This is a genomic window from Burkholderia singularis (genome assembly GCF_900176645.1).
GTDB classification, from domain to species: Bacteria; Pseudomonadota; Gammaproteobacteria; order Burkholderiales; family Burkholderiaceae; genus Burkholderia; species Burkholderia singularis.
Window position 1 is genome coordinate 1 of the sequence record NZ_FXAN01000079.1, and the last position, 21247, is coordinate 21247.

Sequence of the window (21247 nt, forward strand, 5' to 3'; positions counted from 1 at the left end):
ACGTTCGAGAAGAACTGGGCCGCCGCTCAGCAAGGGCAAGCGGCCTGATTGCCTCGGTTATGGGATTCGTGAAACAGGGGCAAGGTCAAACGGCGACCAATTGGCAAAGGTCGTTCTCGATGATGTTGCGATAGAAGGCGTACGACGCCTCTCTCGGCGGCGCCTGAAAGAAGGCGAGATAAAGCCGTTCGCGAGCAACCGTGTCGATCGCGGTCCACAAGCCGTCGAAATGCGTTTCGGCGGTCGGTCGAATCTCGATGCGTGAAGGTAATGCGTTATCTTGATCGGTCATCTGCTCAATTCCGTATCTAAGTGCCATTGGCGGCGCCGCATAGGCCAATTTTGTGGATTTGCGCGTCAATATAGCGCGGCGGGGAGCAGGCTGATCTGAAATTGCAGGGCTGCGGAAGCAGGTCGAGTCGATTTTTCTCTCGCCGAGAATTCCCGGTATCGACCGGCACGGCCCTCCCGCGCCGGAACCACCGACCGAGATTCGAACGCTCCGCCGGTTCGGAATCCGGTCGCCGAACGGCGCGCATTACGCGCAACGCTTTTCTCGTCCAACCCGCCATGCGCCGCCCCACAAGGCTGTGCCGCCACCCGCCCGTGCCACCGCCCGCGTGGCACGCTTGTTGCGCTTCCATGACACGAGCCGCCGGTTCCTGTCGAACGGCCGCAATCGGGAAACACGAACCCGGCTCGCCACTACTTCAATCAATGGAGACGCCAACATGGAAGGGCTTTCGCAAGTCCAGGTATTGGGCATCGACGCAGGCGGCACGATGACCGACACCTTTTTCGTGCGCGCGGACGGGCGGTTCGTCGTCGGCAAGGCGCAGAGCAATCCTGAAGATGAATCGCTCGCGATTTTCAATTCGTCGCAAGACGCGCTCGCGCACTGGCAGCGCGACGTCGACGACGTGTATCCCGAACTCGTGACCTGCGTGTATTCCGGCACGGCGATGCTCAACCGCGTCGTGCAGCGCAAGGGGCTCGACGTCGGCCTGCTGGTGAACAAGGGCTTCGAGCACGTGCACCTGATGGGCCGCGCGATCCAGAGCTATCTCGGCTACGCGCTCGAAGAGCGGATCCACCTGAACACGCACCGCTACGACGAACCGCTCGTGCCGCTCTCGCGTACGCGTGGCGTGACCGAGCGCACCGACGTCCAGGGCGACATCGTCATTCCGGTGCGCGAAGCCGAAGTCCGTCAGGCGACGCGCGAACTCGTCGCCGCCGGTGCGAAGGCGATCGTGATCTGCTTCCTGCAATCGCACAAGAACGCCACGAGCGAACGCGAGGCGCGCGACATCGTCCGAGATGAACTGAAGGCACGCGGCGTCGACCTCCCCGTGTTCGCATCGGTCGACTACTATCCGCAGCGCAAGGAAAGCCACCGGATGAACACGACGGTGCTCGAAGCGTACGCCGCCGAGCCGTCGCGGCAGACGCTGAAGAAGGTCAGCGACCGCTTCCGCAAGCATGGCGCGAAGTTCGACCTCCGCGTGATGGCCACCCACGGCGGCACGATCAGCTGGAAGGCGAAGGAACTGGCGCGCACGATCGTCTCGGGCCCGATCGGCGGCGTGATCGGTTCGAAACTCCTCGGCGAGGCGCTCGGCTACGACAACATCGCCTGCTCGGACATCGGCGGCACGTCGTTCGACATGGCGCTCATCACGAAAGGCAATTTCGCGATCGCGTCCGACCCGGACATGGCGCGCCTCGTGCTGTCGCTGCCGCTCGTCACGATGGATTCGGTCGGCGCGGGCGCGGGCAGCTTCGTGCGTCTCGACCCGTACAGCGGCGCGATCAAGCTCGGCCCGGACAGCGCCGGCTACCGCGTCGGCACCTGCTGGCCGGACAGCGGGCTCACGACGGTGTCGGTGTCGGATTGCCACGTCGTGCTCGGCTACCTGAACCCGGACAACTTCCTTGGCGGCGCGATCAAGCTCGACGTGAACCGCGCGCGCGAGCACATCAAGGCGCAGATCGCCGATCCGCTCGGGCTTTCCGTCGAAGACGCAGCGGCCGGCGTGATCGAGCTGCTCGATCTGCAGCTGCGCGAATACCTGCGTTCGAACGTCAGCGCGAAGGGCTACAACCCGACCGAATTCGTCTGCTTCTCGTACGGCGGCGCGGGGCCGGTGCACACCTATGGCTACACCGAAGGACTCGGCTTCAAGGATGTGGTCGTACCCGCCTGGGCGGCCGGCTTCTCGGCATTCGGCTGCGCGTGCGCGGATTTCGAATACCGCTACGACAAGAGCGTCGATCTCGCGCTGCCGCAGTCCGCGCCCGATACCGAAAAGGCCCAGGCCGCACAGACGATCCAGAAGGCGTGGTCCGAATTGGCCGCCAAGGTGATCGAGGAATTCCGCATCAACGGTTTCAGCGAGCAGGACGTGATCCTGCGTCCGGGCTTCCGGATGCAGTACATGGGGCAGCTCAACGACCTCGAGATCGAATCGCCGATCGTCAGCGCGTCCGGCGCGGAAGACTGGGACCGGATCGTCGATGCGTTCGAGGACACCTACGGCCGCGTGTATGCCAGCTCGGCGCGCTCGCCGGAGCTGGGCTTCTCGGTCACGGGCGCGATCATGCGCGGGATGGTCGTCACGCAGAAGCCGGTGTTGCCGGAAGACCCGGCGGGCGGCCCCACGCCGCCGGCGGAGGCGCGCATCGGCACGCGGCCGCTGTATCGGCACAAGCAGTGGCACGACGCGGACCTGTGGAAGATGGAGGCCCTCAAGCCGGGCAACGAAATTACCGGCCCCGCGATCATCGAATCCGACGCGACCACGTTCGTGGTCCCGAAGGGGTTCGCCACCACGCTCGACAAGCACCGCCTCTTCCATCTCAAGGAAGTCAAGTAAGGAGACACGCGATGAACATGATGTCCAGCCAGGAAGTCGGGTTCGCCGACTTGCTCAAGAACGGTCAGACGCTCAAGCAGTTCCGCGACGGCATCCTCGAGCGCACCGCACAGACCGGCCACTACAACGGCCTCGAGCGGCTCGAGCTGCGCGAACGCGACCCGATCCGCTATGAAAAGATGTTCTCCAAGCTGCGCGGCGGCCTCGTCCACGCGCGCGAAACGGCCAAGAAGATCGCCGCGAGCCCGATCGTCGAGCAGGAAGGCGAGCTGTGTTTCACGCTCTACAACGCGGCGGGCGACTGCGTGCTCACGTCGACGGGGATCATCATCCACGTCGGCACGATGGGCGCCGCGATCAAGTACATGATCGAGAACAACTGGGAAGCCAACCCGGGCATCAACCCCGGCGACATGTTCACCAACAACGATTGCTCGATCGGCAACGTCCACCCGTGCGACATCGCGACGATCGTGCCGATTTTCGCGCACGGCAAGCTGGTCGGATGGGTCGGTGGAGTGACGCACGTGATCGACACGGGCGCGGTGACGCCGGGCTCGATGTCGACGGGCCAGGTGCAGCGTTTCGGCGACGGCTACATGATCACGTGCCGCAAGACCGGCGTGAACGACACGCCGCTGCGCGACTGGCTGCATGAAAGCCAGCGTTCGGTTCGCACGCCGAAATACTGGATTCTCGACGAACGTACGCGCATCGCCGGCTGCCACATGATCCGCGACCTGATCGAGGAAGTGATCGAAGACGAAGGCCTCGACGCGTACGAGAAATTCGCGTACGAGGTGATCGAGGAAGGCCGCCGCGGCCTGCAGACCCGCATCAAGGCAATGACGTTGCCGGGCAAGTACCGCAAGGTCGCGTTCGTCGACGTGCCGTACAACCATCCCGACGTGCAGACCTCGTCGGCGTTCGCGAAGCTCGATTCGATCATGCACTCGCCGGTGGAAATGGAAATCCGCAAGGACGGCTCGTGGCGCCTCGATTTCGACGGCGCGAGCCGCTGGGGCTGGCACTCGTACAACGCGCACCAGGTCGCGTTCACGAGCGGCATCTGGGTGATGATGACGCAAACGCTCGTGCCGACGCAGCGGATCAACGACGGCGCGTATTTCGGCACCGAATTCCACCTGCCCAAGGGCGCGTGGATGAACCCGGACGACCGCCGCACCGGGCACGCGTATGCATGGCACTTCCTCGTCTCGGGATGGAGCGCGATGTGGCGCGGCCTGTCGCAGGCGTACTTCAGCCGCGGCTACCTCGAGGAAGTCAACGCGGGCAACGCGAACACGTCGAACTGGCTGCAAGGCGGCGGGATCAACCAGGACGGCGACATCCACGCGGTCAACAGCTTCGAGGCATCGTCATGCGGCACGGGGGCGTGCGCGATCAAGGACGGCTTGAACCACGCCGCCGCGATCTGGAACCCCGAAGGCGACATGGGCGACATCGAGATCTGGGAGATGGCGGAGCCCTTGCTGTACCTGGGCCGCAACGTCAAGGCGAACTCGGGCGGCTACGGCAAGTATCGCGGCGGCTGCGGTTTCGAGACGCTGCGCATGGTCTGGAAGGCGCAGGACTGGACCATGTTCTTCATGGGCAACGGCTACATGAACAGCGACTGGGGCCTGATGGGCGGCTACCCGGCGGCGACCGGCTACCGCTTCGAGGCGCACCGCACGGGCCTTCAGGAGCGCATCGCGCTCGGCGAGAGCCTGCCGCTGGGCGGCGACACGAACCCGGATTTCCCCGACTACGAAAACCACCTGAACGCCGGCGCGGTCATCAAGCGCGACCAGCAATGCATGACGACGGAGGACTGCTACAGCAACTACGACCTGTACCTGAACTACCTGCGCGGCGGCCCCGGCTTCGGCGATCCGCTCGATCGCGAGATCGACGCGATCGAACGCGATCTCAACAACGCGGTGCTGCTGCCCGAATACGCGCAGAAGGTGTACGGCGCGGTCGCGACGCGGGACGCCAACGGGATCTGGACGGTCGATGCAAAGGCGACGGCGCTGCAGCGCGTCGAGATCCGCAACGCGCGCCTCGCACGCTCGCAGCCGACCCGCGAATGGATGAAGGGCGAACGCGAGCGGATCCTCGTCAAGCATGCGTCGACGCAGGTGCAGCACATGTTCGCGACGAGCTTCGGCCTGTCGACGAAATTCGAGCAGCAGTTCCGCACGTTCTGGGATCTGCCGGCAACGTGGACGCTCACCGAAGACGAGCTCGACGTGCCGACCTATGGCTCGAAATTCCGCATGGACCTGTCGAAGATGCCCGACGTCAATACCGTGGTGCTGGTCGAAGAGTAAGCCGCACCATTGCCACGCCACCAACAGAGAGGACTGGAGATGTCTACCTACACCAAGGAACAGATCAGGAACCTGGTCGACGGCAAGCTCGACTGGGACACGACGTTGCGCATGCTGTCGATGCCGAAGGACGGCGAGCGCTTCCAGATGTACGTCGATGCGCTGCAGCAGAAGCTCGGCTGGAAGGACCGCATCGTGCTGCCGCTCGGCCCGCACCTGTACATCGTGCAGCAGTGGGCGACGAAGAAATGGGTCACGCAGTGCGATTGCGGCCACGTGTTCGGCGATTACCGCGAGAACTGGAAGCTGAACGCGAACATCTTCGTGCGCGATTCGGAAGAGGCGATGGACGAGGTCTATCCGCGCCTGATGGCGCCGGACACGCAATGGCAGGTGTACCGCGAGTATTACTGTCCGACGTGCGGCGCGATGCACGACGTCGAAGCGCCGACCCCGTGGTATCCGGTCATTCACGACTTCGAGCCGGACATCGACGCGTTCTATGCGGAATGGGTCAAGCTGCCGATTCCGGAGCGCGCCGAATGATCTGAGGTTTGATCGCGTCGATGAGGCCCGGCGTCCGCGGGCCTCGCTCCGGCCCGCCATCCGGCGGGCGTTCGATTTCCGGCCGTTCGATTTTCGGACGGCTTTTTTTTTCGGACGCCGGCCGGCGTCCGGGGCCACGCCGGCGCTGCGGGTCGCGGCGGCTGACGGCCTGGCGCGCGCATTGCTTCTCGACGTTTGCCCGAGGCCGACGACCATGTCGGATCGGAGTACGATAACCGGCACGAATCCCCGGCTGGCCACGGCCGGGCGATGCCGAACGTCTAGAAAAATGGCCGCACGGACGGCCTCACGGTTCGCCATGCCGGCGGACCGTCAGGAGACACGCATGCAACAGAGAGGCACCCCGATGGACTGGTTTCCCAGTCCGCAGCACGACGCCAGCATCATGGCCGCGTGGGAACACCTCGTGACGGGCAGCGACTGGCGCTCGGCCGACGTGCGCGGCGTCGTCGACGACTCGTGGCAGCGCTGCCTGGTCGGCCATGTCGATCCTGGCGTGGGCCGGGCGCCGCCGCCGCTCGACGAAGACCGGCTGGAGCAATGGCGCGCATCGAACGCACAGCTCATCCAGGTGGGCGTGCCGCTGATGCAGCAGACCCGGGAACTGCTGTCGCAGACCGGCACGGTGATGCTGCTGGCCGATCCGAGCGGCATGATCCTCCAGCAGGAAGGCGACATGCGGATTCTCGAGCCGGCCAGCGAGGTCGGGCTCGTCCCCGGCTGCGACTGGACCGAGCTGAACTGCGGCACGAACGCGATCGGCACTGCGCTCGCGCTGAAGCAGCCCGTGCAGATTCATGGCGCGGAGCACTTCTGCGCCGGCATCAAGCGCTGGACCTGCTCGGCGGCGGTGATTCACGATCCGCTCGACGGGCACGTGCTCGGCGTGATCGACGTATCCGGGCTCGCCGACACCTACAACCGCTACAGCCTGGCGCTGGCCGTGTCGCTCGCGGGACGCATCGAGGGCCGGCTCGCGAAGGACGGGATGGAGCGCCGCCTGCGTCTGCTGGATCGCTGCGCGTCCCGCTTCGGGGCGACGCCCGCGGATGCGATGCTCATCGTCGACGAACGGGGGCGTCTCGTCAAAGCGAACGCGCAGGTCGTCCCCGCGTTGCGCCGGCTGGGTTTCGACGTGCAGCTGGACGGCGCACTCGTCCTGCCCGGGATGGAGCACTACGCCAGCGGCCGACCGGTCGGGAGCGCGCCCGCGTGGCTGCGCTACGCCCATATCGAAACGTTGCGCGAAGGCGCGGACATCCTCGGGTTCCTGATCGTCATTCCCGGTGCCGCGAATCCCCGCGGCGCGATGCCGGTGGTCAGGGGGCGCGATCGCCAGCGCGGCGCGGCAAGCGCGTTCGAGCGCATCGTCGGCGACAGCCCGGCACTGCGCGCCTCGGTGAGCAAGGCGCGCCAGCTTGCGCCGTCGAAGGTGCCGGTGCTGCTGCTCGGCGAAACCGGCGTCGGCAAGGAGCTTTTCGCGCAGGGGATCCACCAGGCGAGCGATCGGGCCGACGGGCCGTTCGTCGCGCTCAACTGCGGCGGGTTGTCGAGGGAACTGCTCGCGAGCGAGCTGTTCGGCTACGCGGAGGGTGCGTTCACGGGGGCGCGCAAATCGGGGGCGGCCGGCAAGATCGAGGCGGCGGACGGCGGCACGCTGTTTCTCGACGAAATCGGTGAGATGCCGGTCGACATCCAGCCTCACCTGCTGCGCGTGCTGGAGGAAAACGAGATTTACCGTCTTGGCGAGAACACGCCGCGCAAGGTGAACTTCCGCCTCGTCGCCGCGACGCATCGTGACCTGAAGGATGCGATCGCGAAAGGGATGTTCCGCATGGATCTCTTTTACCGGATCGCGGTGACGACTGTGTCGATCCCGACCTTGCGCGAGCGTGGCGAGGATCTGCCGGCGCTCATCGCATACTGGCTGGCGCACCTGTGCGAGTGCTACGGCCTGCCGCCCCGCGCGTTCGACGACGAAGCGTACGACCGCCTCCTGAATTACCCGTGGCCGGGCAACGTGCGCGAGTTGCGCAATGCGATCGAGGGTTCGCTTCTGCTGTCCGAAGGCGCCGTGATCACCGCGGACAAGCTGCCGGCCGAGATCGGAGCCGCGACGCGTTCGACGGCACACACCACGCAACAGCAGGCGCTGGACACGCCCGCGCCCGACACGGCCGATTCGTTGAAGACGGCGGAGGCGGAGTACATTCGCCGCGCGCTGGCGCGTCACGGGGGCAATCTGACGCAGGCGGCGAGCCAGCTCGGGATCGCCAAGAGCACGCTCTACGAAAAAATCCGCAAGTACGACCTGCTCGCCGCGGTCAGCGACGTGCGCAAGCGTGGCGCGGCGTGACCGATGCCGCGCGCGGTGCGGCGCACCGGCCGCCCGCCGCGGCCACGGCCGGCATCACCTGAACTGCACCGCCGCGAGAACGAGCACCATGCTGCCGATCGCCCCATCGAGCACGCGCCACGCGACCGCCCGGCGGAACCACGGCGCGAGCAGCCGCGCACCGTAACCGAGACCGACGAACCACACCGCGCTGACGGTCATCGCCCCGATCGCGAAGGCGAGCCGCGTGCCTTCCGGCTCGCGCGCGCCCGCCGTGCCGATCAGCAGGAACGTGTCGAGATAGACGTGCGGATTGAGCCACGTGAACGCGAGCGTCCTCAGGACGATCGCGAGCCCGCCTTGCGGAGGCGGCGCGGCGGTGTCGCCGCGCACGTCGAGCGTGGCGTGCCCTGGCTTGAGCGCGCGCCGCAGCGCACTCAGGCCGAACCATGCGAGGTAGGCGAGCCCGACGTACAGCACCGCGTGCACGAACGTCGGATAACGCTCGACGAGCACCGATGCGCCGCCGACATGTGGGGGGTGCTCTATTGCTCTCAGACAATTCGACGATAATTTTAATGTAAAATTCTGGAAAGCAAACAGAAATAAAATACCGATTCGATTTCGTTATTAGAGCATAGCAAAGGTTAGTGGAAAACGCGCTCGCTCGTCGCCTTATAAAGGCACTGCTTTCAGAAAACTAACGAAGATTAACTTCGTGAGCCGGTACTTCCCTCCAAAGCCAGACAGTCACATGCCAACGCGCTCGACGAATCTATCCGTCGTAATATAACGTCGAGCAGTCGCTGCGTCCGGCTTCGCTTTCACGAAGCTATCGGCCATTCCGTTACTTTGTGCGGCCATCAAGCGATGAATCCCCGATGCCATGTATCTACGCGAGCATCCGGTTCAAGAACGAACTCGTGCCCCCTGGTTCTACCGCTGCGGTCGATTCTAAAAAGATTCATCCATATATCACCTTCCAGAGCACGGTCAGCTAAGGCCGCTCCGCCAGGGCATTCCCGCCCCGGCGCACTTCGCTCGGAGGTTTCATGTCTTCCCCCTATGCATTTGCCGCCATCATGGCGGCATTTCTCTCACTGGGTATCGCGGTCGCCTTCTTCATCTGGCGCCGCAGATACCGCGTTACGCCACCCAGTGTCCCACCGGCCGGCGCAGCAGCGCCGGTTCTCTCCGCGCCGCCGGTACGCTATCCGCTCGATGACGAATGGGAAGCGCACGCGCCCTATCCCGATCATGCGCTGCACGCCATCCGGCCGGAGGGGGCCGCGTCTCGACATGCGCCCTCGTTCGACACACGGACTCGCGCGCGCGAGTCATTCGAGTTCGATGACGTCGAGCCGTTCGACCTGGACGAATCCCCACCCTTTCGTCGCGCCGACCGACACACGCCGCACGATCCCGATTGCTTTTCGTTTGCGCCGGACACCGCACCCGATTTACATACGCCGACGTCGGACGAGAGTGCGCCGCGCTGCCCACACTGCCATTCACCGCGCGTCGAAACGCTCAACGTCGCGCGCAAGGCGGTCGGCACGATCGGCAGTGTGGCCGGCGCCACCGGCGGCATGGCGATGGCGCTGTCTGGAGCCGAAGCCGGTGCGGCGGTCGGCGCGATTGGCGGACCGATCGGCTCAGTGTTCGGTGGATTGGCCGGCGCGGTGATCGCCGGCCTGCTCGGCAGTGCCGCTGGCTGCGCGGCCGGCTCCGCCGTCGGTTCTGCCATCGATGACGCCGTTCTCGACAACTACCGGTGCCGATCATGCGGACACGCCTTCGGCACACAACACGGCTGATCGTCGCGCTCGCCGCCTTCGTCGCGACGCTGCGCGTCGTCCGATCGTCATTCGTTCAATCCGATCTGCCCGGCGTGTGCCGGGCGTTATGCCTTCTTTTTCGAACAGGAGTCTTCAATGCATCTCGTCCAAAACATGGCCTACGTCGGTCAGGAACCCTGGCACGGCCTCGGCAACAAGCTCGCCCCCAAACAGCCGCTCGACGTCTGGGCACGCGCCGCCGGCATGGACTGGCGAATCGAAGAAGCCGAGGTGCGCTTCGTCGCCGCCGGCGAACGCAATCTCGGCTCGATCCACGCGTTTCCCGAACAGAAAGTGCTGTACCGCTCGGACAACAAGGCGCCGTTGTCCGTCGTCTCCGCGCGATATCAGGTCGTGCAACCCGAAGAGATCCTGGAGTTTTATCGAGACCTGACGGAGATCGGCGGTTTTCAACTCGAGACGGCCGGCGTGTTGAAGGAAGGCCGCAAGCTCTGGGCGCTGGCGCGCACGGGTCAGTCCGGTTCGCTCAAGGGCAAGGATCAGGTCAACGGTTATCTGCTCTTGGCCACCGCCTGCGACGGAACGTTGGCCACTACCGCGCAGTTCACGTCGGTGCGCGTCGTCTGCAACAATACCCTGCAGATCGCCCTGGGTAATAGCGCTGGCGCAATCAAAGTCTCACACCGCTCGCAGTTCGACGCGGCGGCTGTCAAACGCCAGCTCGGCATCGCCGTCTCCACATGGGACGCGTTCATGGTCCGAGCCAAGGCGTTGTCCGAACGCAAGGTGACCGACTCGGCGGCCGAGGCATTCCTGCGGCGCGTCTTGACCTACTCGACGACCAATCTTCCCGATCGTGAAGCGGTGGCTGTCAACGAGCGCGCGATCAAGGCGGTCGGCCAGCTCTACGCCGGACATGGAAAAGGCTCGGATTTGGCTTCGGCGTCGGGTACGGCGTGGGGCCTTCTGAACGCAGTGACAGAGTATGTCGATCACCATCGCCGCGCACGCACTGACGATCACCGCCTCGACGCCGCCTGGTTCGGGGCAGGCGCGACATTGAAGCAGAAAGCCTGGGACGAGGCGATGAAGCTTGTGGCATGACCAAGCCCATACCGCCTCTGGCTGTCGACATGCGCATTCAGATTCCGCGCGGAGCAGGATTACGGTTCGGTGGCCGTTACGCCACGATCCTGCAAATCAAGCCCCAGGGTACGACTGTCCACCTCGGAAACGGCAAGCTCGTGACATTCGCGCACGACGCATTGCAAGACGCCCTTCGCCGTATCGGTTCCGGATAGCCCGCGTATCCCCTCACCCCTCGCCCGGCCAGAATTGCTCTGCCGGGCTTTTTTGTTTTCGGAGCAAACCATGACGACACCTCATCCTGAACCACCCCGTGCACGTAAGCCCGCACTGAAGCTCGTCAAGACGCAAGAACTGAGTCGCGACGATTGGCTCGCCGTGCGCCGAACCGGCATCGGCGGATCGGATGCCGCTGCTGCGGTCGGCCTGAACCCCTACATGAGCACGTTGGAATTGTGGCTCGACAAGACTGGCCGTGCGGACGGCCTGCCCCGCCCCGATCCAGACGATACGACGTCGCCCACGTACTGGGGCACGCTGCTCGAACCCATCGTCGCCGCCTCGTACACGAAACAGACCGGCAACCGGGTTCGACGCGTGAACGCCGTGCTGCGGCATCCCTCGATCCCCTTCATGTTGGCGAACATTGATCGCGAGATCGTCGGCGTTCCGGACGTACAGATTCTGGAATGTAAAACGGCCGGCGAGTTCGGTGCGCGGCTCTGGCGAGATGGCGTGCCCGAGTATGTGCAGATCCAGGTGCAGCATCAGTTGGCCGTCACTGGCAAGGCGGCAGCACACGTCGCCGTGCTGTTGTGCGGACAGGCGCTCGAAGTGCATCGAATCGATCGCGACGATGCGCTGATCGGGCGCCTGGTCGAACTCGAAGCGCGCTTCTGGCGATTCGTGGAAACCGATACGCCTCCGCCGGCTGACGGGTCGGAGTCGGCCGACCGTGCGCTGCGGCACCTCTATCCGGGAAATGGCGAAACGGTCGACTTCAGCGACGACCATCGCCTGTCGTCTGTGTTCGCCGATCTGGTGGCCGTACGTGCCGAGATCGAGACGCGCCAGCAGCTCGAAGCGCAATTCAAGCAAACGATCCAGCAGGCCATGGGTGACGCAAACCGGGCCGTATTCCAGACCGGCGCCGTGTCGTTCAAGCGCAGCAAGGATTCGTCTGGCGTCGATCTGGCGCGACTGCTGGCCGATCACCCTGAGTTCGAAACGCAGTACGCCATCTCGAAGCCGGGTTCCCGGCGTTTTCTCGTTTCCACCTGATTCCATTCCCCATGACCAACCTCGAATGTCTCACGGAGATCATGACGTTCTCGCGATACGGCGCGCTCGCGCAAGCGTTCGTGATGGATGCACTCAGCCAGTACGCGGAGCGCGTTGCGACAACACCACCCGATCAGTTGCAAGTCAACCCGATGATCAGTGCTCGCGCCTGGCAGGGCGTCGCCCTGGAAATCCACGCCAAGCTCGAAGCGCATTTTTCCCGATAGCCCGCATCGCTCGCAGTTCTCTTCCCCCCATTTTCTATTTTGAGGACCACCATGCTCAAAGGTCTCGCCATCACGCCGCCCGTTGTCGGGCGAATCTCCATTGGGCGCATTGTCGAGAAGAATGGCAAGCGCATTCCCGAAAAGGATGACCAGTTCACCCTCACCACCCAGGTACAGCAACGCGGAGAATGGATGCTTCATCCGCTGAACGAGTCGTTGCGCAAGGCTACCTCGGGCAAGTTGCGCGCGATACCAGTGCGTGTGCTGTTCAGTGATCCGGACTTGAACCTGCGTGCCGAATATTCCCTGTTCGATCGCGATACCGGCCGCCCCGTGTGCGTCGGTAACGGCGAACAGTGTCGACGTGTGACAGACACCGGTATCGAAACCCTCCCCTGCCCGTCTCCGGATGGCTGCACATTCGGCCGTCAAGGCAATTGCAAGCCTTACGGGCGCTTGAACGTAATCGTCGGTGACGACGATGAGATGGGTTCGTTCATCCTGCGCACGACGTCATACAACAGCATTCGAACGCTGGCTGCGCGTCTGCACTACTTCCGTGCCGTATCGGGGAATCTGCTCGCCTGTTTGCCGCTGGAATTGAAGCTGCGCGGTAAGTCGACCACGCAAAGCTACCGGTCGGCGATCTACTACGTTGACCTCGGCGTGCGTTCGGGCAATACGCTCGAACAGGCCCTGATCGAGGCGAAGGAACTGGATGCGCGCCGCCGTGCCGCCGGCTTTGATCAGGCCGCGCTCGACGCCGCTGCGCGTGCAGGGTTCGCCAACGGCGCGTTCGAAGACAGTCCCGATGAAACGGCGGCTGTCGCGGAAGAGTTCTATCCAGGTACGACCAACCCCGATACCGGGAACGGTCACACCGACGAAACGACCGGAACGCCGCCGTCGACGCTGCGCGACAAGCTCGAACGCAAGGCCGTGCTGCTCGGCGGCAAGGCAGCATGAGTGCGCGTCGCTGGGCGTTCGTCCTGGCGGTCGGCGCAACCACCACGGCGCTCTGTCTGTCGGTGCTCGCCGGCTGGCAGCGCGGCGGTACGCTACCTGAACGGCTCATCTGGATTGCCATCGGCATGGTGCTCGTCACGAGCGCGCATCTGTTGCCGGCTCTGATCCGGGAGATGCCGATCGTCATTCGAGCCGTAGGTAGCGTGCTATGGGGCGCTTGTCTGCTGGCGGCATGCTTCGGTCACGCAGTGTTCTTCACTTTAGCCCAGCAGCATGCCGGTGAGCTGCGGGCGGCAACGGTACAGACGACCTCGGTATCGGAGCCTGCTCGTAGTCTCACGACCGTCATGGCAGAACGCGCGACAGTGACAGCGCAACTCGCGGTCGCGCAGGCGCGTAACTGCATCGGAAACTGTACGACGCTCAGATCCCGTCGCGTGACGCTTGCCGCACGACTGGATGCGCTGAACGCCGAAGCCGATGACGTGCGACGCCAGCAGGCCGCAGTGGATCGAGTCACGGCTAAACGTGACGCATTACTCGTCGATCCAGTCACGTCGCGACTCGCCGCGTTACTCGGGATCACGGGGGGGCGTGTCGACTTGCTGTCGGGGTTGATGTTTGCCGCCGTGCTCGAAGGTGTGGCATGCCTGCTATGGACGGTGGCGCTTCGATCGCCGGGAACTGAGGCTGAATCCTCAGCGACCGGCGTCACGTCACCGGCCGTCGCGACAGTCACGATGACGGGCGACGTGACCGCACCGGTAGTCGCGGCAGTCACGGACGCGACTAATCTCGGCGAGCCGGGGGTCACGCAAGTCATCGGGAGTCACGCCAGCAAGACCGTTAGTCGCAAGGATGTAGCGCCCCGTCATGAGACGACGCCTCGCAGTCACGCACCACGTGACGGTCCGATCACGCCGTTTCCCACTGCTCCCATCGACGACCACCTGTCGCAGCTCGTTCGAGACGTAACCGCCGGTTTGGTCCGGCCGACCGTCGCCGACATCAGACGGCATCTGGGCTGTTCTCAGGCCCGCGCGGCAGAGCTACGTCGGCGGCTCGCTGAACACACATCGACAGCATAAACGGCCGGGCTTCGTGCCCGGCCTTTTGCTGTCGCTTTCCCAATCACCTTCCCATCACCATGAAACATGGAACCGAATACGCTCGTCCCCAGCATCAGCATCGCCAACCTCGCCAACCAGCGCGTCGCCGTCGTCGAGCGCGTGCGCGCCGCCCTCGACTTGCTCGGCGAAGCCCAACAGCTTGCCAAGGCTGCACATCTCGGCTTCCCGCGACTCGTGCTCGATGAAAGCTACGGCTGTCGCGGCCGGCCGACCGTTACCGGAGAGTACGCCAAGCGCGACGAAGCCGAAGCCGCTATGGTGCGCATCGTCGACGTGCGCGGCTGGGACTACCTGATGTCGGAGTCGGGCTTGCGCACCTTCATGGATGCGAAAGCTCGCGACCAGTGGAGTCACCAAATTGCCGAAGGCGACGTGCCCGAATTGACAGCCGCCAACATCGAAGCCACCTTCGCGCAGCTCTACGGAGCACGCGACGACATGTTCGAACGCGGCGTGCTGCAATGCTTCCAGCGGCTGTCGTGGGACTACAAGACCAATCAGCCTTTCAAGTTCGGCAAGCGCATCATCGTCCGGTATCTGCTCTCGCAAGGTAGCTCCAACTACCACGTGACGAACGAACTGGACGATCTGATGCGAGTGTTCAGTGTGCTCGATGGCAAGCCGGAGCCGGATCATCGGCATGGCATGTCGGGGCTCATCTCGGACGCGCAGCGCCAACGAAAGACCGAAGCCGAGAACGCCTACTTCCACCTGCGCTGGTTCAAAAATGGCAACGGGCACTTGACGTTTTTGCGCCCGGATCTCGTCAAGCAAATGAACAAGATCCTCGCGAAACACCATCCGAACGCGCTCGCCTCGGAAGCGCGGTAGCACCGGGACGCGTCCTGCGTCTCGTCTTTCCCCAGCTCATTCAGGGACATCGGCATCCGGTTCATCCGGAGGACCGCACTCGCCCTACAGGAGTCCTGTTATGTCATCCGTCACGTGCTGCGCCGATCTGCCAACGCATCTTGTTGCGCTGCATTGCGCGGGCGCCGTCGCGCGCCGCCACGGCTGGCCGGTCTACGACTGCTGTCCGCCGTCCGCAGTGCGTTGATGACGTTCCGCTGATCTTTTCCACCTTCGATGCGCTCGCTATCCGGTTCTATCGGAGGCCAGCGCTCGCCCATTTTCAGGAGTAGTCCATCATGACGCTACCTTCCACGATCCACGCCGGCCCGCGCTTCAAGCTCGGCCGCATCTTCGCTACACCCGCCGCGCTGGAAGCGATCACCGACGCGCGTGTTTCGATCGTCGACCTGCTGATCCGCCACGTGTGCGGCGACTGGGGCGATCTGTCCGAATCCGACCGCGAACAGAATGAGTTGTCGATCGAGGTCGGGCTGCGCTTGCTGTCCAGCTACGTCCTGCCCAGCGGGCAAACCGTCTGGGTCATCACCGAATGGGATCGCTCGTCGACGACGTTCCTGTTGCCGGGGGATTACTGACCATGCTGATCCAGAAATTCCATCCTGGCATCCGGCTCGGTCAGCAGCCCACACTCGTCACTTCCGGCAATGCGCTGTTCAGCCGCCAAGGCCATTGGGATGGCGGCAGTACATTTCACTGCGTCGCGATGGCGCTCGCCATGCTCGGCAAGCTGGACGATCCTGTCTACCTGCCGTATCACGCGTCCGGTCCCGAGCAGGTGGTATGGGACGACGCGTGGCCACACTACCTGCACGGACTGACGTTGCCTGAGCTCGCAAGCTTCATCGCAGAGCTAAACCTCGACGTTCGCCCAGCTATGTGCACGGCCGACGGCGCGGACCTATTGCATTTCGTCCAGCGCGAGTTACAAGCCGGTTGGTCGGTCATCATCGGCTGGCAGCAACGTCATCCGGTCAAATGGCGAGCCGCGCTTGTGGTCGGCATGGAGGGGCAACAAAATGGCCGGACGTTCGAGCCGCATGCCATGTTGCTGATCGACCCGGCGGGCAATGAGCCGGGGCTCGCCGGATTCAACGCGCGCCTCGACCGAAACGGTAACGCCCCGTTCCGCCACCGATCGCTTGCGGCTGCTCGGAGTGTGAAATTGCTGGGCGGCGTGTCGATCCGCTCCATTGGCGGCTCAATCGTTGATGCTTGATCTCGCACGGGCGTCGCTGCGCTTGCACGGCGATGCCCGACCACTCCTCAGGTAACGGCAACGCACACCCCAAAAGAGTCGATCGCTCAACGCAGCAACCAGTTGAGTCCGCAACCCATTGCGGCCAGTCAAGTTTTCGAAATGCGGACTTTCAAGGCTCTGGTTCAGCGGCGGGCCGCGTAGAGTACCGTTCGCTGCAACGGATTCTCAGACACTGGCTACTCAAGCAGATTCTTAATCATCAGCGCCGTCTTCTTTAGCTCTGCCGAATCGAGACCCTTGCCGTCCTCCTCGGTCGACGTGAAGAGCGTCTTGCCCTCAGCGAAGCCGTTCTTTCCGTACCAAGCTTGCTTCCACTCCCAGCCCCGCTTGTAGTCGGGGCGGCTGAGCATGCCGAGGTGCTCCCAGATGAGCAGGTCGCCGTCGGCGGTAACAAACGAGAAGTCGGGGCGAAGGCGGCCCGACACGGTCGTCCCGTCAAGCACTCGCTCGTACTCGTACGGGATACCGAGCTGGAACAGCATGTTTGCGATGACCAGCTCCGATTTGCTGCGCACCAAATGGCCTTTCTCGGTCCGGTGGATCAGGTGCTCGGCGAAGGGCACAGTGTCGTCGGCGGCGCGGATGACGCTATGGAAGATATTCGTGTTGCGGCGCGCGGTTTCCGAGCGCTCCGGGCGCGTGAGGTCGAAGAGCACTGTCGCGTTGTCGCCCTCGATGAGGAGCACGAGCTGTTCACGCGACCGCGTGAGCGCGGTGTACACCAGCTCGCGCGAGAGCAGCCTACTGTTCTTCGGCATGATGACGAAGACCTTCTTGAACTCGCTGCCCTGCGACTTATGGACGGTGAGTGCGTAGGCCAGCTCGAGAGGAGCGTAGCCGTTGGAAAACTGGTTGGGCCAGTAGTCGAAAGTCAGGTTCGGCCGCCCGGCGAACACGCCCTTGAGCATATTCTTTACCTTCGACATCAAGGCGACTTCGCCGTTCGCGATATAGTGCTCCTCACTCGCGCGCTCGACCCAGTTGTACGCCTTGCGCCGTTGGTTCGTGGTCTGGATGACCTTGTCCTTAGCGACGATAGTCTCGTCGCCAAGGCTCACTCCCCAAAGCGTCGCTGCCGCCCCCAGCTCCTTCGCGCGGAACTGCCGCTGCACCCAGCGGTTCAGGTCGTGGACGCCGTGCGGTTGCATGCGGACCGGCGACAGGATCTGCCAGCGCTCGGAGCCCTCCGGCGCGTCGAACGGGACCCAGCCCTTGTCGTCGAGACCGAGCGCCGTGTCGAATCCGGCGACGTCGCTTGGACCGCTCAGTCCGAGGTGCCGCTGGAACGCCGCCAGGAGCTGTGCACGCAGCTCGTCGGGCGTCTTCCACAACGCGATCTCGAGGTCGTTAAACTTCTCGCCTAGCTCAAGGTCGCTGAGCACACGGTCGGCGTCGACGGGCTGCTGCTCGCGCGTGAACCAAGACGCGAGACGGAGCGCGTCCGAGGCAGACGAGGACGCTACTGCTGCCGCGCGGACCTCGACCGAGAGCCTGGCGAGCGCATTGCCGAGCGGCGTGCCGTTCTCCCCCGTCACCTCCGTGGTTTCAAGGTACGAGACGAGGTCAGCGAAGGGACGACCCACGCCGATGGGCGGGAGCTGGTTCGGATCGCCGACGAGGATGATGCGCTGGACGTGCGCGAGGTCGAGCGCTTCGAGAACGGCGACCAGGTCGTCCATCGTGAGCATTGAACACTCGTCGATGACAACCGTCCGTTCCTTCCGGTACTTGTCCTTGCCGTCGAACTTTGGCCGCTGACGAGAGCCGTCGTAGCGACCAAGGCGATGAAGGAACTGCGCGACGGTCATCGCCTCCGCGCTAGTCGCCTTGCCGAGACGCACACGCGCTTTTCCGGTCGGCGCGAGCAGCAGGATTCCGTCCTTCGTGAGCGCGTCGCAGAGCATGAGCGCGCCCATGACGGACGTCTTGCCCGTGCCCGCGCGTCCGACGAGAACGCTGAGACGCCGTGAGATAAGCCGCTCGAGGGCGACGGCCTGTTCGTCGATCGCCTGCCGGTGGATCTCGTTCTCCTTGTCGAACTTGCCGCCCGCCTCGGAGATAGCGGTGACGAGCAGCTTCCGCCAGTCGGCCGTGATGGGTACCGCAGCCTTCGCTGCACGCTTGCCAAGCACGGAGCGAAGTCGGTCCTCGCGGCCCTTTAGTTCCGTGAGCTGGAGCGCCGCCATCGGAGTTCCTTCCGCAGCGGTGATGTCGATGAGCTCGACGACCCCGGCGAGCATCGAGCGGTTCGTGCTTGGCCAGTCCGAGCCGATGACGCACGGGTGCGCGAGGTCGAGCGATCCCACTCGCTGAAGCGCTTCGGGCACGCTGAGGAGCGCATCGCCGTTCTCGGATGCTTCACGCAGGATCGCGACCAGGGCAGCGCGCAGGCGGCGCGCGTCGTTCGGCGAGCCCACCTTCGACGGCGCCGGGACCGGGTGCTTCGCGGCGATGGTCGCGTCGGGAAGCAACCCGCGATCGATAACGCCGGCGGACACCGGCGAGTCGTTCCAGGCGCCGAGATCCAACTCGCTTATGCGGTACGGGTTCGCGAGGATCTCCTCGTCGGTCACCTTCGCGGCGATGCCTTTCGCGCGTTCCTTCGGGTCGAACCAGCGGAGCGCCTGCTCCGAGGTAAGCGCGAAGCGCGAGAGCAGCTTGAGCAGGGCGCGACGCTCATCGGCGAGGCCCGTCCATGTCTCGCGGATCGCCTTCACGTCCTCGGTGTATGCGGGCTGCGGAGCCTTTTGTTCACCGCGAAGGATCGCGTCCACCGTCGGCCACGGGTCGGCTTCGGCCTTCACCGTTCCCGACGACCGCAGCTCCAGCGCCAGTGCCGTCCCTAAGCGCATCCCCAGCGCTTCGAGCACAGGGCCGAGCCCAGGGAACGGCCCTCGGTCCTGCCATGCTTGGGCGATTTGCTCGTTGAGCCACTCCTCGCGACGCTCCCACGGGCCCTTGGCGATGCCATGCATGCGAATCTTCCGCACCGATTCGAGGCAGCGCACCAAGGTCGAGAGAGCGATGTCTGCGGGGGCGAGTTCGGCGGCGTAAGAGAAGACCCGAACGTGTGCCGGGTCGGCGGGCACCGCGATCTCGCGAAGGAGCCGTTCGCGCCGCGCGTCTTCGCTGGCATCACCCGTCGGTTCTAAGTAATCGTGGTACGGGAGTAGGAATCCGTCCTCGCCATCGGGCCGGATTGTGTGGCGAATGAGCAGGTCCCACATCAAGTGCGTGGGCTTCTTCTTCGAGACTTCGTAGGCCTTCGGCTGGGCGACATTGGCGATCCTTCCGACGCCTATTACCAGCCGCGAGAAGGTGTCCCCGAGCGGCTGCCCTTCCTTGCAGTAGAAGAAGATCAGCGAGCGCTCCGCCGTGAGGCGGCTCGTGAACAGTTTGAGGATTGCCTCCTGGCGCTCGCGCCCGAAGACCCACGGGCTATTGAACGGAGCTTCCTCGTCGAGGGGAAGCGGCGTGGGCAGTCGAGCGTCGATCGCCTCCTGTTCGCTCTTGAGCATCCATGCGAACGGAACGACGAACGTAGCGTACGGCGGGATCTTCACCAACGTCGGCTTCAGGTGCCCGTGCGTCTCCTCGGCCTTCTTGATGCCCGCGTACGGGTGAACGAAGCGCCGAGCCCATTCCTCGTCGTTCATGAACGCGCCCGACTCCGCTTGGCAGGCAGGCAGCACGTCTGGCTCAAGCGTGCTCCATCGCTTGCCGGCTATCATATCTTCGCGCGCGTCGTCGCGCTCCTCGCGGATGCGGTCGAGTGCGGCGCAGAACGAGTTGCACGATGGATGGCGGCAGACAGATCCGTTCCAGCGGGAGTCGTGCCAGGCTACGCGTGCGGTCAGGTGGAACATTACATTTGCTCTCAATGCGTCTAGCTATCTATTTGGACGGCAAATCGCGATTATTACCCGACTAATTTGGACAAAAATCCGCAGGCCATAGCGCAGTATAAGCATACCCAAGAGGGCTCTGAATGGCAGCTTTGTGCCTAGGTTCTTGACCGTCTGCTGGTGGCCGACAAGCGACAATGATCAGTGCAAGATCAACTCTCAGGATTGGTCCAACAACTCGATCCCACAATCAGCGCATTCGTCGATGCGCGCGATGCGGAAAAACCATCACGACAGCCCCGCAAATCCTGACCGTCACCGCAACCGCTGACGCTTGATCTCCGGTGGCGTCGCCGCGTTCGCGCGGCGCTCGCCCGTCGGTTTCAGCGACACGCCGTTCAGCGGCGCGAACAGTTCCGCAAGGGTTACGTTCAGCGAATAGCAGATGTTCGCCAGTGTTTCGATGGACGGGTTCGCGATCCCACGTTCGATCGCCGAGATGTAGGTGCGATCGACGAGCGCTTCGAAGGCAAGCGTTTCCTGGGATTTCTCAGCCGCATGGCGGCATTCCTTGATTCGCTTGCCGAGCGCAATCGAGATCGGAGCCGGACGCCCGGTGGGCGGTGTTGAGCGCTTCACAGTCATGGCGTGCAGGATGCCCCGCCGTC

At 64.0% G+C, this 21247-nt stretch carries 16 protein-coding genes and 1 pseudogene; 13 read left to right on the forward strand and 4 right to left on the reverse strand.

The window, feature by feature from the left end; translation table 11 throughout:
• Positions 1-85: 85 nt before the first annotated feature.
• Positions 86-292: a hypothetical protein gene (locus BSIN_RS17440; protein ID WP_058901207.1), complete on the reverse strand. Its 207-nt coding sequence runs from the start codon at positions 290-292 to the stop codon at positions 86-88.
• Positions 293-731: 439 nt separating this feature from the next.
• Between BSIN_RS17440 and BSIN_RS17445 the strand changes: the two genes are divergently transcribed.
• From BSIN_RS17445 to BSIN_RS17460, 4 genes are all read left to right on the forward strand, one after another.
• On the forward strand, positions 732-2876 hold the full coding sequence (locus BSIN_RS17445) for a hydantoinase/oxoprolinase family protein (protein WP_058901206.1): 2145 nt from the start codon (positions 732-734) through the stop codon (positions 2874-2876).
• 11 nt (positions 2877-2887) lie between these two features.
• Entirely contained in the window at positions 2888-5212 is a 2325-nt protein-coding gene (locus BSIN_RS17450; protein WP_058901205.1) for a hydantoinase B/oxoprolinase family protein, read from the forward strand.
• 39 nt (positions 5213-5251) lie between these two features.
• Positions 5252-5758: an acetone carboxylase subunit gamma gene (locus BSIN_RS17455; protein ID WP_058901204.1), complete on the forward strand. Its 507-nt coding sequence runs from the start codon at positions 5252-5254 to the stop codon at positions 5756-5758.
• Positions 5759-6104: 346 nt separating this feature from the next.
• On the forward strand, positions 6105-8135 hold the full coding sequence (locus tag BSIN_RS17460) for a sigma-54-dependent Fis family transcriptional regulator (protein ID WP_256583848.1): 2031 nt from the start codon (positions 6105-6107) through the stop codon (positions 8133-8135).
• Between the two features lie 54 nt (positions 8136-8189).
• On the opposite strand, the pseudogene BSIN_RS17465 reads toward BSIN_RS17460, so the two are convergent.
• Positions 8190-8645, reverse strand: a pseudogene (locus BSIN_RS17465) (LysE/ArgO family amino acid transporter); the annotation flags it as partial.
• A gap of 521 nt (positions 8646-9166) precedes the next feature.
• Here BSIN_RS17465 and BSIN_RS26550 point away from each other — a divergent pair.
• From BSIN_RS26550 to BSIN_RS17515, 9 genes are all read left to right on the forward strand, one after another.
• A complete protein-coding gene (locus tag BSIN_RS26550; protein ID WP_230205679.1) occupies positions 9167-9931 on the forward strand; it encodes a hypothetical protein in 765 nt (254 codons plus the stop codon).
• 117 nt (positions 9932-10048) lie between these two features.
• Positions 10049-11017 carry a DUF932 domain-containing protein gene (locus BSIN_RS17475; protein WP_058901202.1) on the forward strand — a complete coding sequence of 323 codons (969 nt, stop codon included), beginning with the start codon at positions 10049-10051 and terminating at the stop codon, positions 11015-11017.
• 267 nt (positions 11018-11284) lie between these two features.
• Positions 11285-12280, forward strand: coding sequence for a YqaJ viral recombinase family nuclease (locus BSIN_RS17485; protein WP_058901201.1), 996 nt, complete (start codon positions 11285-11287; stop codon positions 12278-12280).
• Between the two features lie 11 nt (positions 12281-12291).
• Complete coding sequence (locus BSIN_RS17490) at positions 12292-12507, forward strand: hypothetical protein (RefSeq protein ID WP_058901200.1); 216 nt, start codon at positions 12292-12294, stop codon at positions 12505-12507.
• A gap of 51 nt (positions 12508-12558) precedes the next feature.
• The gene (locus tag BSIN_RS17495; RefSeq protein ID WP_058901199.1) at positions 12559-13473 is read left to right on the forward strand and encodes a recombination directionality factor; all 915 of its coding nucleotides are present in this window, start codon (positions 12559-12561) and stop codon (positions 13471-13473) included.
• The gene (locus tag BSIN_RS17500; RefSeq protein ID WP_077021878.1) at positions 13470-14561 is read left to right on the forward strand and encodes a hypothetical protein; all 1092 of its coding nucleotides are present in this window, start codon (positions 13470-13472) and stop codon (positions 14559-14561) included. Before BSIN_RS17495 ends, BSIN_RS17500 begins: the two co-directional genes overlap by 4 nt.
• Positions 14562-14627: 66 nt before the next feature.
• Positions 14628-15434, forward strand: a complete 807-nt coding sequence (locus tag BSIN_RS17505; RefSeq protein ID WP_058901198.1) for a DUF4942 domain-containing protein — start codon at positions 14628-14630, stop codon at positions 15432-15434.
• Positions 15435-15751: 317 nt separating this feature from the next.
• Complete coding sequence (locus tag BSIN_RS17510; RefSeq protein WP_058901197.1) at positions 15752-16051, forward strand: hypothetical protein; 300 nt, start codon at positions 15752-15754, stop codon at positions 16049-16051.
• Positions 16052-16053: 2 nt separating this feature from the next.
• Complete coding sequence (locus tag BSIN_RS17515; protein WP_048989158.1) at positions 16054-16692, forward strand: hypothetical protein; 639 nt, start codon at positions 16054-16056, stop codon at positions 16690-16692.
• A gap of 218 nt (positions 16693-16910) precedes the next feature.
• Here the strand turns inward: BSIN_RS17515 and BSIN_RS17520 are convergent, their stop codons facing one another.
• Positions 16911-20600: an AAA family ATPase gene (locus BSIN_RS17520; RefSeq protein ID WP_058901196.1), complete on the reverse strand. Its 3690-nt coding sequence runs from the start codon at positions 20598-20600 to the stop codon at positions 16911-16913.
• A gap of 294 nt (positions 20601-20894) precedes the next feature.
• The gene (locus BSIN_RS17525) at positions 20895-21224 is read right to left on the reverse strand and encodes a helix-turn-helix domain-containing protein (RefSeq protein ID WP_077021877.1); all 330 of its coding nucleotides are present in this window, start codon (positions 21222-21224) and stop codon (positions 20895-20897) included.
• Positions 21225-21247 lie beyond the last annotated feature (23 nt).